At 69.4% G+C, this 13396-nt stretch carries 6 protein-coding genes; all 6 read left to right on the top strand.

What is annotated here, in order from left to right:
• Positions 1-7922 (top strand): non-ribosomal peptide synthetase (locus tag HG543_RS27240; RefSeq protein WP_169347794.1); only part of this gene is annotated, 7922 nt, incomplete at its 5' end.
• On the top strand, positions 7912-9555 hold the full coding sequence (locus HG543_RS27235) for a DHA2 family efflux MFS transporter permease subunit (protein WP_169347793.1): 1644 nt from the start codon (positions 7912-7914) through the stop codon (positions 9553-9555). The genes HG543_RS27240 and HG543_RS27235, both read left to right, overlap by 11 nt.
• A gap of 6 nt (positions 9556-9561) precedes the next feature.
• Entirely contained in the window at positions 9562-10803 is a 1242-nt protein-coding gene (locus HG543_RS27230) for an HlyD family secretion protein (RefSeq protein ID WP_169347792.1), read from the top strand.
• Between the two features lie 108 nt (positions 10804-10911).
• Positions 10912-11175, top strand: coding sequence for a phosphopantetheine-binding protein (locus HG543_RS27225; RefSeq protein WP_169347791.1), 264 nt, complete (start codon positions 10912-10914; stop codon positions 11173-11175).
• On the top strand, positions 11172-12077 hold the full coding sequence (gene cysD, locus HG543_RS27220; protein WP_169347790.1) for a sulfate adenylyltransferase subunit CysD: 906 nt from the start codon (positions 11172-11174) through the stop codon (positions 12075-12077). The genes HG543_RS27225 and cysD overlap by 4 nt, the downstream gene beginning before the upstream one ends.
• Entirely contained in the window at positions 12077-13330 is a 1254-nt protein-coding gene (locus HG543_RS27215; protein WP_169347789.1) for a sulfate adenylyltransferase subunit 1, read from the top strand. The genes cysD and HG543_RS27215 overlap by 1 nt, the downstream gene beginning before the upstream one ends.
• Positions 13331-13396 lie beyond the last annotated feature (66 nt).

Here is a 13396-nt window from a genome sequence, read left to right as displayed (position 1 = left end):
GGGAGCTGTACATCGGAGGGGCGGGGCTGGCGCGGGGCTACCTGCACCGGGAGGAGCTGACGCGGGAGAGGTTCGTCGAGGACCGGTTCGCGGCGGTACCGGGAGGCCGGCTGTACCGGACGGGGGACTACGCGCGCTATCTGGCGGATGGAAGCCTCGAGTTCCTGGGCAGGCGAGACGCGCAGGTGAAGGTGCGCGGCTTCCGCATCGAGTTGGCGGAGGTGGAGGCCGCGCTCGCCCGGCATCCCGCGGTGAAGGACGTGGCGGTCGTGGCGAGGGAGATCGGCGCCGGTGGGAAGCGGCTGGTGGCGTACGTGGTCCCCGGCACGTCCCTCGAGCTCGACACCGCGGCCCTGAAGACCTTCCTCAAGGAGAGCCTGCCCGAGTACATGGTGCCTTCGGCCTTCGTGCGCCTGGAGGCGTTCCCCCTCACTCCGAGCGGGAAGGTGGACAGGAAGTCGCTCCCCGCGCCGGAGCTGGAGGGCTCCACGCGGGAAGGCTTCGTGGCGCCCCGCACGCCGATGGAGGAGCTGGTGGCGGGCATCTGGGCGCCGCTGCTGGGCCTGCGGCGCGTGGGCGCGTACGACCACTTCTTCGAATTGGGAGGGCACTCGCTGCTGGCGACCCAGGTGGTCTCCCGTCTGCGTGAAGTGCTTCGAGTGGACCTGCCGGTGCGCGTGCTCTTCGAGGCGCCCACCGTGGCCGAGCTCGCACACCGGCTCGGCTCCATGCCGGGCGGCCTGCAGGCGACCCAGGCTCCGCCGCTCGTGCCCATGCGCGGGGAGGCGGCGCCACCCGTGTCCTTCGCGCAGCAGCGGCTGTGGTTCCTCGAGCAGCTCGCGCCGGGTGGCTTCGCGTACAACCTGCCCTTCGTCGCGCGCCTGAAGGGCCGACTCGACGTGGCCGCGCTGGAGCGGAGCCTCGGGGAGCTCGTCCGGCGGCACGAGGCGCTGCGGACGACGTTCACCCTGGTGGACGGGCAGCCCGTACAGCGCATTGCCTCGGAGCTGGCGCTCGCCCTGCCCGTGGAGAGCCTGGAGGCCGTGCCGGAAGGCGAGCGCCCGGGTGCGGTGCGGCGCCGTGTGGAAGAAGAGGTCCGGTGCCTCTTCGAGCTGGAGAAGGGGCCGCTGGTGCGGGTCCGGTTGCTGCGCTCGGCCGCCGAGGAGCACGTGCTGGTGCTCGTCATGCACCACATCATTTGCGACGGCTGGTCCATGGGCGTGCTCGTGCGCGAGCTGGCCTCGCTGTATCAGGCGTTCTCCTCGGGCGCCGAGCCCTCGCTGTCCCCACTGCCGGTGCAGTACGCGGATTACTCCCGGTGGCAGCGCGAGTGGCTGCGCGGCGAGGTGCTGGAATCGCAGCTCGGCTGGTGGAAGCAGCGGCTCGCCGGAGCACCACCCGTGCTGGAGTTGCCCACGGACCGGGCTCGCCCCGCGGTGCAGACCTTCCGGGGCGCCACGCTGCCGGTGCGGCTGCCCGCGGCGCTCTCCGGGCCGCTGCGGGAGCTCAACCGCCGTGAGGGCGTCACGCCCTTCATGACGTTCCTCGCGACGTACCAGGCCCTGCTGGCGCGCTACAGCGGGCAGACGGACATCGTGGTGGGCTCGCCCATCGCCGGGCGCACCCAGCGGGAGCTGGAGGGGCTCATCGGCTTCTTCGTCAACACCCTGGCGCTGCGGCTGGAGTCCTCGGCAGAGGTGAGCTTCCGGGAGCTGGTGCTCCGGGCACGTGAGTCCTGCCTGGGGGCGTACGCGCACCAGGACGTGCCCTTCGAGCAGCTCGTGAATGCATTGCAGCCGGTGCGGGACCCGGGCCGCGCACCGCTGTTCCAGGTGATGTTCGCGCTGCAGGAGCCAGCACCGGCGCTCGCGCTGCCCGGTGTCTCCTCGGAGGAGGTCTCCTTCGAGATGGGGCTGGCGAAATTCGACCTCACGCTGTTCGTCCGGGAGACCCCGGACGGCTGGGAGACGCTCTGGGAGTACAACACCGACCTGTTCGACGAGGCACGGGTCGCGCGCATGGCGGCGCACTACGCGCGGTTGTTGGAAGGGGCCCTCGCGCATCCCGAGCGGCCCGTGTCGGCGCTGCCACTCTTGGACGAGGAGGAGCGGCGGCGCGTGCTGGTGGAGTGGAATCAGACGCGAACCGGGTACCCGCGCGACGCCTGTGTCCATGCACTCTTCGAGGAGCAGGTGGCGCGCCGCCCCGACGCCGTGGCGGCGGAGTACGAGGGCGCGTGCCTCACCTACGCGGAGCTGAACCGCCACGCCAACCGGATCGCCCGGCACCTGCGCGGGCTGGGCGTCACGCCGGGAACGCTCGTGGGCCTGTGCGCCGGACGCTCGCTGGAGATGGTGGCGGCGACGCTCGGCATCCTGAAGGCGGGCGGCGCATATGTGCCGTTGGACCCGGCCTACCCCCAGGAGCGCCTGGCATTCATGGTGGAGGACACGGCGGTGCCGGTGGTGCTCGTCCAGCCGGAGCTCGCCTCGAGGTTGCCGACAATGGGCGCCCGCGTGGTGCCCCTGAGCTGGGAGACCTTCGCGCACGAGCGCGAGGACGGCCTCGGGGAGCGGGTCGCGCCGGAGGCGTTGGCGTATGTGATGTACACGTCCGGCTCGACGGGCCGGCCCAAGGGCGTGTGCATCCCGCACCGGGGAATCGTCCGGCTGGTGCGTGACGCCTCGTACCTCGAGGTGACGGCGGAGGACCGCTTCGCCCAGATGTCGAACACGGCGTTCGACGCGTCGACGTTCGAGCTGTGGGGCGCGCTGCTCAATGGGGCACGGCTGGTGGGAGTGTCGCGCGAGGTGGCGCTGTCCTCCAGGGCGCTGGCCACGTTCCTTCGCGAGAAGGAAGCGAGCGTGATGTTCATCACCACGGCGCTCTTCAACCAGCTCACCGCCGAGTCCCCGGAGACCTTCCAAACGGTGAAGACCGTCGTGTTCGGCGGCGAGGCGGTGGACGCGAAGTCGGTTCGGCGGGTGTTGGAGCGGGGGGCGCCGAAGCACCTGGTGCATGCCTACGGCCCCACGGAGAACACGACGTTCTCGACGACCTTCGAGGTGAAGGCGGTGGCGGAGGGCGCGGTGTCGGTGCCCATCGGCAGGCCGCTGTCGAACTCGGATGCGTACGTGCTGGACGAGCGGATGCAGCCGGTGCCGGCTGGCGTCACCGGAGAGCTGTACGTCGGAGGAGATGGGCTGGCGCTCGGGTATCTCAATCGACCGGAGCTCACGGCGGAGAAGTTCGTGGCGCACGCGTTCGGCACGGAGCCGGGCGCGAAGCTGTACCGGACGGGGGACCTCGCGCGGTACCTGCCGGACGGGAACATCGAGTTCATCGGGCGGCGCGATGCCCAGGTGAAGGTGCGTGGCTTCCGTATCGAGCTGGGGGAGATCGAAGCGGCGCTGGTGAAGCACCCTGCGGTGGGTGAGGCGGTGGTGACGGCTCGGGACGAGGGGCTCGGAGGCAAACGGCTGGTGGCGTACGTGGTGCCCGCTTCGTCCTCCGAGCCCGATACCGCGGAGCTGAGGGCCTTCCTCAAGCAGACGCTGCCCGAGCACATGGTGCCCGCTGCCTTCGTCAGGCTGGAGAAGCTCCCGCTCACGCCGAACGGGAAAGTGGACCGCAAGGCACTGCCCGCACCGGAGGCGGCGGAGACGAAACCCGCGGGAGACGTGGCGCCCCGGACGCGGATGGAGCAGGTGGTGGCGGACATCTGGGCACCTTTGCTGAAGCTGGAGCGGGTGGGGGCCCGGGACAACTTCTTCGAGCTGGGCGGACACTCCCTGCTGGCGGCACGGGTGGCCACGCGCCTGCGCGAGGCGCTCCAGGTGGAGCTGCCGGTCCGGGTGCTCTTCGAGGCCCCGACGCTGGCGGAGCTGGCGGTACGGCTCGAAGCCCTGGCGAGCGGCGCACGGGGGCGGCAGCTTCCGGCGTTGGCTCCCGTCGCGCGAGAGGGCGAGCTGCCCCTGTCCTTCGCACAGCAGCGGCTGTGGTTCATCGAGCAGCTCGAGCCCGGGGGATACACGTACAACGTCCCCTATACCTTGCGGCTGAAGGGCCGGCTGGACAGGGCCGTGCTGGAGCGGAGTCTGGGGGAGGTCGTGCGCCGGCACGAGGCACTGCGGACGACGTTCGTGGAGGTGAACGGGCAGCCGGTGCAGTGCATTGCACCGACGATGGCGCTGGCGCTCCCAGTGGAAGACGTGGAGGGACTGCCGGCGGGAGAGGTCCGGCGGCGCGTGGAGCAGGAGGCTCGGCGCCCGTTCGACCTGGAGAAGGGCCCGCTGGTGAGGGCGACGCTGCTGCGCGTGGCGGCGGACGAGCACGTGCTGGTGCTGGTGATGCACCACATCGCCTGCGACATCTGGTCGTTGGACTTGTTGCTGCGCGAGGTGGAGATGCTCTACCGGGCGCTCTCAGAGGGGGAAGAGCCCGAGCTGCCGGCGCTGCCAGTGCAGTACGCGGATTACGCGAAGTGGCAGCGTGAGTGGCTGAAGGGCGAGGTGCTGGAGGCGCAACTGGGCTGGTGGAAGCACCAGCTCCAGGGAGCGCCGCCTGTGCTGGGGCTGCCGGTGGATCGGCCTCGGCCTCCCGTCCAGACCTTCCGCGGAGCCCATCTGGTGAAGCCCTTGCCTCCGGCGCTGCGCGGGCCGGTGAAGGAGCTGAGTCACCAGGAAGGTGTCACGCTGTTCATGGCATTCCTGGCGGGCTTCCATGCGCTGCTGGCGCGCTACAGCGGGCAGAGCGACATCGTGATGGGCACGCCCATCTCCGGACGCAACCGGCGCGAGGTGGAAGGACTCATCGGCTTCTTCCTCAACACGCTGGCGCTGCGGGTGGAAGGAAGCGGAGCCGAGAGCTTCCGGGAGCTGTTGGGCCGGGTGCGCGAGGCGTGTCTGGGAGCCTATGCCCACCAGGACCTGCCCTTCGAGCAGCTGGTGGATGCGCTGCAGCCGGTGCGCGACCTGAGCCGCTCGCCGCTCTTCCAGGTGATGTTCGTCTACCAGACCGAGCTGAAGCCGGTGTCGCTGCCCGGTGTGTCCGTCGACGAGTTCTCCTTCCAGCCCGGGATGGCGAAGTTCGACCTGACCTTGTTCGTGCGGGAGACGCCGGAGGGGCTGGTGAGCCTCTGGGAATACAACACCGACCTGTACGACGAGGCGACGGTGGCGCGGATGGCGGCGCACTACGTGCGGCTGCTGGAAGGGGCCATCGCGCAGCCGGAAGGCAAGCTGTCCGCACTGCCGCTGATGGACGAGGCGGAGCGCCGGCGCGTGCTGGTGGAGTTCAACGACACCCGGACGCGGTATGCGCCAGCGGGCGCGGTGCACGAGCTGTTCGAGGCGTGGGCGGACAGGACGCCGGACGCGGTGGCCGTCAGCTTCGCGGAGCAGCGACTGACGTACGGGGAGCTGAACCAGCGGGCCAACCGGCTGGCGCACCACCTGCGAGGCCTGGGCGTGGGGCCCGACGTGCCCGTGGGCCTGTGCGTGCGCCGCTCGTTGGATTTGGCCGTGGGCGTGCTGGGCATTCTCAAGGCCGGAGGCGCCTATGTGCCGCTAGACCCGGCCTACCCGGCAGACCGGCTGGCGCTCATGCTCGACTCCTCGCGCGCGCCCGTGGTGCTCACGCAGCAGGCACTGAAGGACGCCCTGCCCAGCGGTGCGGCGCGGCGGCTGTACCTGGACACGGACGAGGCTCAGTGGGCCCGTGGCAGCCAGGCCAATCCGCACCCGCTCACGGGGCCGCAAGCCCTGGCGTACGTCATCTACACGTCGGGCTCCACCGGAGTGCCCAAGGGAGTGGCGATGCCCCATGGGCCGCTGCTCAACATGCTTCGCTGGCAGGTGGAGCGCTCGGTGGTGCCGGGGGGCAGGACGTTGCAGTTCTCGGCGCTGAGCTTCGACGTGAGCTTCCAGGAGCTGTTCTCCACCTGGGCGGCGGGCGGAGAGCTGGTGCTCATCCCCGAGGAGCTGAGGCTGGAGGCCCGGGCGCTGCTGGAGACGATGGACAGCAGGGGAGTGGCGCGGCTGTTCCTACCGTTCGTGGCGCTGCAGAACCTGGCGGAGGTGGCGGAGAGGGAAGGGGTGATGCCGCGAGGGCTGAAGGAAGTCATCACGGCCGGAGAGCAGCTGCGGGTGACGCCAGCCTTGCGAGGGATGTTCGCGAAGCTGCCCGGGTGCGTGCTGGAGAACCAGTACGGACCGACGGAGACACACGTGGCGACGGCGTACCGGCTGGAGGGCAGCCCGGAGCAGTGGCCGGACCTGCCGGGAATTGGCACGCCCATCGCCAATACGAGCGTGCACCTGCTGGACGGCAACGGAGAGCCGGTGCCGGTAGGCGTGGTGGGGGAGCTGTACATCGGAGGGGCGGCGGTGGCGCGGGGCTACCTGCACCGGGAGGAACTGACGCGGGAGAAGTTCGTCGAGGACCGGTTCACGGCGGTACCGGGAGGCCGGCTGTACCGGACGGGGGACCATGCGCGCTACCTGGCGGATGGCAGCCTCGAGTTCCTGGGCCGGCGAGATGCGCAGGTGAAGGTGCGCGGCTTCCGCATCGAGTTGGCGGAGGTGGAGGCCGTGCTCGCGAAGCACCCCGCGGTGCGAGATTGCATCGTGGACGCAAGGGAAGCGGCTTCGGGGCAGAAGCTGTTGGTGGCGTACGTCGTTGGCAGGCCGGGCCAGCAGGCGCCGGCCAGCGGAGAGCTGAAGCGCTACCTGAAGGAGACGCTGCCCGAGTACATGGTGCCCTCGGCCTTCGTGCCCCTGGAGTCCCTCCCGCTGACGCCCAGCGGGAAGGTGAACAGGAGGGCGCTGCCCGCTCCGGACCTTGGCCGCCAGGAGTCGTCGCGCGCGTACGTCGCACCCCGCACTGTGCTCGAGGTGCGGGTCGCGCGCATCTGGGAGGAGCTGCTGGGCATCCATCCCATTGGCGTGCGGGACAACTTCTTCGAGCTGGGAGGCAACTCGCTGCTGGCCATCCGGCTGTTGTCGCGGATCCGGACGAGCCTGGGACGGAGCCCTCCGGTGGCGGCGCTGTTCCAGGACGCGACCGTGGAGCATCTGGCCGGGCTGCTGCGTCAGGAAGCGGGGCCGTGGTCGCCGCTGGTGGAGCTCCGCAAGGGAGACGGGAGGCGGCCCTTCTTCTGCGTGCACGCGGTGGGAGGCACGGTGCTCGGGTACGTGGAGCTGGCGCGGCGGCTCGGGCCAGAGCAGCCCTTCTACGGCCTGCAGTCACGAGGGCTGGACGGAGACCAGGAGCCGTGCGGCTCGGTGGAGGAGATGGCCGCGCTCTACCTCGAGGCGGTGCGGAGCGTGCAGCCCGCGGGGCCCTACCTGCTGGGCGGCTGGTCGATGGGCGGCACCATCGCGCTCGAGATGGCGAGGCAGCTCCAGGCGCGCGGCGAACAGGTGGCGCTCCTGGCGCTCATCGACAGCTATGACCTCACGCCCGCGGTGGAGGGACTGTCCTCGGAGCAGCAGGAGTCCTCGCGGCTGGGCGTGCTGTTCTACCGGGATGTGCTGAGGGCGGCGGGGCAGGAGCCGCCAGTCTCGGAAGAGGCACTCGCGCGGATGGGGCCGGAGGAGCTGAGCGGAGCCCTGGAGGAGGCCAGCAAGGCCGCGGCCTCCGCGTTGGGAGCCGGTGTCCAGCCATTGCAGGCGCTGCGGCGCGTCTTCGAGGCGAACCTGCGGGCCGCGTGGCGGTACGTGCCACCGCGTTACGAAGGGCGCGTCACCCTCTTCGAGGCAAGCGAGTCCGCGCTGCGTGCGCAGGGAGGCACGCGCTTCGTGGCCACCGAGGTGGACGCTCACACACTGGAGGGCGACCACTATTCCCTCCTGCGTGGCCCGGGAGTGGAGGCGCTGGCGGCGCGGCTCGCGTCGAGCCTGGAGCGAGCCCATGACGACTGAGACCGCTCCCCCCACGCCCGCCACCCGGAAGGCGCCGGTCAACAAGTGGCTCGTCACGCTCTCGGTGTCCTTCGGCACGCTGATGGGCTCCATCGACGCGTCCATCGTCAACGTGGCGCTGTCGCAGATTCGCAGCTCCATCGGGGCCACCGTCCAGGAGATCACCTGGATGAGCACCAGCTTCATCATCGCCACGGTGTTGGTGCTGCCACTCACGGGCTTCTTCGGCCGGCTCTTCGGCCAGAAGCGCACCTATCTGGCGTGCCTGGCCCTCTTCATCGTCAGCTCGTTCTTCTGCGGGGTGGCGTGGAGCCTGCCCTCGCTGGTGTTCTTCCGGGCCCTGCAAGGTATTGGCGCCGGGCTGCTCGTGCCCACCGAGCAGGCCATCCTCCGGCAGACCTGGCCCCCCGAGGAGCAGGGCATGGCCATGGGCCTCTTCACCACGGTCATCACCGTGGGGCCCGCCCTCGGCCCCACGCTCGGTGGCTACATCGTCGACAACTTCCACTGGTCGTGGATCTTCTTCATCAACCTGCCCATCGGGTTTCTCGGCCTGCTTCTGGTGTGGCGCTTCGTCGAGGAGCCCGAGGACGTGCTGGCCGCCAACCGGGCCGCCGCCGAGCTGCAACGCCGCCACATCGACTGGGCCGGCATCGGCCTGCTCTGGGTGGGGATGGCCACGCTCCAGTTCGTGCTGGAGGAGGGGCAGCGCCACGGCTGGTTCGAGTCGGGAGTGGTCACCACCTGCCTGCTGGTGGCGGTCTTCAGCCTGGCGGCCTTCGTGCTGCGCGAGCTCACCGCGGTGGCGCCGGCGGTGGACCTGCGCCTCTTCAAGGAGCCGGTGTTCTCCTCGGGAGCGGTGCTCGGCGCGGTGATGTTCTTCATCCTCACGTCGAACCTGTTCCTGCTGCCGCTCTTCATGCAGGAGCTGCTCGGCTTCACGGCCATGCAGGCGGGTGAGGCGCTCATGCCGCGCACGCTGGTGATGCTCGTGATGATGCCCATCGTCGGGCGCCTCTACAACCGCGTCTCCCCACGCGTGCTCATCGGGGTGGGGCTGCTCATCATCGGCGTGGGTGTGCACCGCATGATGCGCGTGTCGCTGGATACGGGCCGGGCGGAGATCATCTCGTCCATCATGCTGCAGGGGCTGGGCACCAGCCTGCTCTTCGTGCCGCTCAACGTCGTGGTGTTCGACAAGGTGGAGCGGGCCCGGATGGCGGACGCCACCGGCATCAACACGCTGATGCGGCAGCTCGGCACCTCGGTGGGCCTGGCCCTCTTCGCCACGCTGATGACGCGCTACACCGCGCAGGCCCAGGTGGGGCTCTCCGCCCAGCTCGTCGCCGAGCGCCCCGAGCTGTACGAGCGCCTCTCCTCGACGATGAGCAGTCTCGTGGCGGGCGGTATCGAGGGCTACGAGGCCACCGAGGCGAGCTTGCGCCTGCTGGCGAGCGGCCTCCAGCGTCAGGCGTCGCTGCTGGCCTTCAACCGGCTCTTCACGCTGTCCGCGCTGCTGTTCGCCCTGGCGCTGCCGCTGCTGGGCTTCCTCTGGCTGTCTCCGGGCACGAAGCCCGCGCGGCAGGCCGTGAAGGCGGAGCGGGACGAGGTTCACCTGGATGTGGAGGTCTGACGTGTCATGAGTGCCACCCCTCGATTGGTGGAAAAGGACGCGCCCGGCCCGGGTTCCTCGGCCGAGAAGGCGCTCAGGGAGAAGCGGGGCCGCAGGGGCGCGCTGTTCCTGAGCTCGACCGCGGTGGCCGTGCTCGCGGGCATCGGCGGCTACGTGCTGCTCACGCGTGGGCAGGAGACCACGGACAACGCGCAGGTGCAGGCGGACATGGTGCCCATCCATGCCCGCGTGGGAGGCCCCGTGCTGCACGTGCAGGTGGTGGACAACGCCCGGGTGAAGAAGGGCGAGGTGCTGGTGGAGCTCGACCCGCGCGAGTACACGGTCCGCCTCAAGCAGGCCGAGGCGGACCTGGTGTCGGCGCGGGCCCAGGCGCGGGCGGCCGAGTCCCAGCTGGACGTGGCGGAGGCGAGCGCCCGCGGCGGCCACTCCACCGCGCGCGCCGTGGTGTCCAGCAGCACGGCGGCGGTGAGCAGTGCCGAGGCCCAGGTGGAGGTGGCACGCGCGGCCGTGGCCCGGGCGGAGACGGACGCGCGGCGCAAGGCGTTGGAGCTGGAGCGCGTGCAGCGGCTGCGCGAGTCGGAGGTTGCCGCCCAGCAGGAGCTCGACGATGCCCTGGCCGCGAACCAGGGCGCCCAGGCGTCACTGGCCGGGGCCCGCGCGCAGCTCGCCGCGGCCGAGCAGGCCCATCAGGTCGCACTCAGCAAGGTGGAGGAGGCCCAGGGACAGCTGGCGCAGAGCGCCCCGGTGGCCGCGAAGATCGCCGTGGCTCGCGCCAGCGCGGAGCTCGCCCGCGCCAAGGTCACCGTCGCCGAGGCCGCGCTGGAGCAGGCCCGGCTGCAGCTCGAGTTCACCCGTGTCCTCGCGCCCGCGGATGGAACAGTGTCCAAGCTCTCCGTACACGAGGGGCAACTGCTGACGGCCGGACAGCCGGTGGCGAGGCTCGTTCCGCCTCGGACGTATGTCGTCGCCAACTTCAAGGAGACGCAGGTGGGGCACATCCGTCCAGGCCAGCCGGTGGAGGTGCGGCTGGATGCCTTTCCGGGCCTCGCCCTCGCGGGCCAGGTGGAGAGTCTTTCCGGAGGAACGGGGGCCAGCTTCTCCCTGCTGCCCCCCGACAATGCCTCGGGCAACTTCGTGAAGGTGGTGCAGCGCGTGCCTGTCCGCATTTCCTGGAAGAAACCACCCGAAGACCTGCCCTTGCAGGCCGGCCTGTCGGCGGAGGTCATCGTCTTCACCGCTGGCGACTAGTCTCACGGGATGGATGTCTTTGTCGCAATGTCTTGTTTTACCGTCTTGTCTTGTGATAAGTGATTGCCCGCTTCATTGACTGGCTTCCCTTGCCAGAGGAGCACCTCCATGAGCATTGAACACCCTCCCATCACGCAGATGGAGCAGCGGCTCGCCGGCTATTGGGGTGAGTTGCTGGGTCTCCAGGAGATTGGCCGGGGAGATGATTTCATCTCGCTCGGTGGCAATTCGCTGCTCGCGACCATGCTCGCCAACCGCATCGAGGACGACCTGGGCATCCGTCCGACCATGGGGGAGTTGTTCAACACCCTCGGCGAGGTGGCCACGCTCTGCGAGCAACTGGTACGCGAGCAGGCGGAGGCGGGGAGATGAGCTACGAGCTGTCCCATCTCCAGGCGCTGGAAGCCGAGTCCCTCTTCATCATCCGCGAAGTGGTGGCCGAGTTCTCCCGGCCCGTGCTGCTGTTCTCCGGAGGCAAGGACTCGGCGGTGATGTTGTGGCTGGCCGAGAAGGCCTTCGCTCCGGCTCCGCTGCCGTTCCCACTCATGCACGTGGACACCGGGCACAACTTTCCCGAGGTGCTCGAGTACAGGGACCAGCGCGCGGCCGCGCTGGGGGCCCGGCTGGAGGTGGCCTCGGTGCAGGCCTTCATCGACTCGGGCCGGGTGGTGGAGGAGAAGGGCCCGCGCGCCTCGCGCAATCGCTTGCAGACGGCGCCGCTGCTGGACGCCATCGAGAAGCACCAGTTCGACGCCGTTTTCGGAGGCGCCCGCCGCGACGAGGAGAAGGCCCGCGCCAAGGAGCGTGTCTTCTCCTTCCGCGACGAGTTCGGCCAGTGGGATCCCAGGAACCAGCGCCCCGAACTCTGGAGCCTCTACAACGGTCGCCATCGGCGCGGTGAGCACATCCGCGTCTTCCCGCTGTCCAACTGGACCGAGATGGACATCTGGCAGTACATCGCCCAGGAGCGCATTCCGCTGCCCTCCATCTATTTCAGCCACCGGCGCGAGGTGTTCCGCCGCGACGGCATGTTGATGGCGTGCTCGCCCTACCTGCCACTGCTTCCAGGCGAGCGGGCGACGACGGCCCAGGTGCGCTTCCGCACGGTGGGCGACATGACGTGCACCGCCTGCGTCGAGTCCACCGCCAGCACGGTGGAGCAGGTGATTCAAGAGGTCTCCGCGTCCCGGGTGACCGAGCGGGGCGCGAGCCGCGCGGATGACAAGTTCAGCGAGACGGCCATGGAAGACCGTAAGCGCGAGGGGTATTTCTGATGGAGCTGCTCAGGTTCGCCACGGCCGGCTCGGTTGACGATGGGAAGAGCACCCTCATCGGCCGCCTGCTCTACGATACGAAGTCCATCTTCGAGGATCAGCTCACGGCGGTGGAGCGCACCAGCAAGGCGCGCGGGGACGAGTACGTCAACCTGGCGCTGCTCATGGACGGCCTGCGTGCCGAGCGCGAGCAGGGCATCACCATCGACGTGGCCTACCGCTACTTCGCCACGCCCCGGCGCAAGTTCATCATCGCGGACACCCCAGGCCACACCCAATACACGCGCAACATGGTCACGGGCGCCTCCACCGCGGACCTCGCACTCATCCTGGTCGACGCGCGCAAGGGGATTCTCGAGCAGACGCGGCGTCATGCGTTCATCGCCTCCCTGCTGCGCGTGCCCCATGTGGTGCTCTGCATCAACAAGATGGACCTGGTGGACTACAGCGAGTCCGTCTTCGAGGCCATCAAGCAGGAGTTCCGCCAGTTCTCCATGAAGCTGGAGCTGACGGACCTCTCGTTCATCCCCATCTCCGCGCTCAACGGCGACAACGTGGTGACGCGCTCGGAGAAGATGCCCTGGTACCAGGGCCCCGTGCTCCTGCACCACCTGGAGAACGTGCACATCGCCTCGGACCGCAACCTCATCCAGGTGCGCTTTCCGGTGCAGTACGTGTCGAGGCCCATCTCCAAGAAGCTTCATGCCTACCGGGCCTACTCGGGGCAGCTCCTGGGCGGCGTGGTGCGGCCCGGCGACGAGGTGAAGGTGCTGCCCTCGGGCGCCACCTCGCGCATCCGCGCCATCGAGCTGGCCGGTAGACCCGTGGAGGAGGCCTTCCCTCCCATGTCCGTCAACATCTCGCTGATGGATGAGATCGACATCAGCCGGGGCGACATGCTCTGCCGGCCGGGCAATCCGCCCATCGTCTCGCAGGACCTCGATGCCATGGTGTGCTGGATGGTGGAGCAGCCCCTGCTGCCGGGTGCGAAGCTGGCCATCAAACACACCACGCGCACGGCCCGGGCTCTGGTGAAGGACCTCCAGTACCGCATCGACGTCAACACGCTTCACCGGGACGAAGAGTGCAAGCGCCTGGGGTTGAATGAGATTGGCCGTCTGTCGTTGCGGACCACCGTGCCGCTCTTCTTCGACGAGTACCGGCGCAATCGCCATACGGGCAGTTTCATCCTCATCGATGAGGCGACGAATGCCACCGTGGGCGCCGGGATGATCAACGGCCCGGCGACCTGAACGAGCGGGTGGAGTCTCCGAGAGGTTCATACGCCACCACCCGAGGTGGTGGCGCAGCCACGGGAG

This window comes from Pyxidicoccus fallax, assembly GCF_012933655.1.
GTDB lineage: Bacteria > Myxococcota > Myxococcia > Myxococcales > Myxococcaceae > Myxococcus > Myxococcus fallax.
Note: the sequence above shows the minus strand (reverse complement) of the source record. Positions and strands in the feature narration are given on the sequence as shown.

What these genes read in the sequence shown, in the direction of transcription:
- HG543_RS27235 (WP_169347793.1), top strand. Translation starts at nt 7,912, where the DNA reads ATGACGACTGAGACCGCTCCCCCCACGCCCGCCACCCGGAAGGCGCCG.
- HG543_RS27230 (WP_169347792.1), top strand. Translation starts at nt 9,562, where the DNA reads ATGAGTGCCACCCCTCGATTGGTGGAAAAGGACGCGCCCGGCCCGGGT.
- HG543_RS27225 (WP_169347791.1), top strand. Translation starts at nt 10,912, where the DNA reads ATGAGCATTGAACACCCTCCCATCACGCAGATGGAGCAGCGGCTCGCC.
- cysD (WP_169347790.1), top strand. Translation starts at nt 11,172, where the DNA reads ATGAGCTACGAGCTGTCCCATCTCCAGGCGCTGGAAGCCGAGTCCCTC.
- HG543_RS27215 (WP_169347789.1), top strand. Translation starts at nt 12,077, where the DNA reads ATGGAGCTGCTCAGGTTCGCCACGGCCGGCTCGGTTGACGATGGGAAG.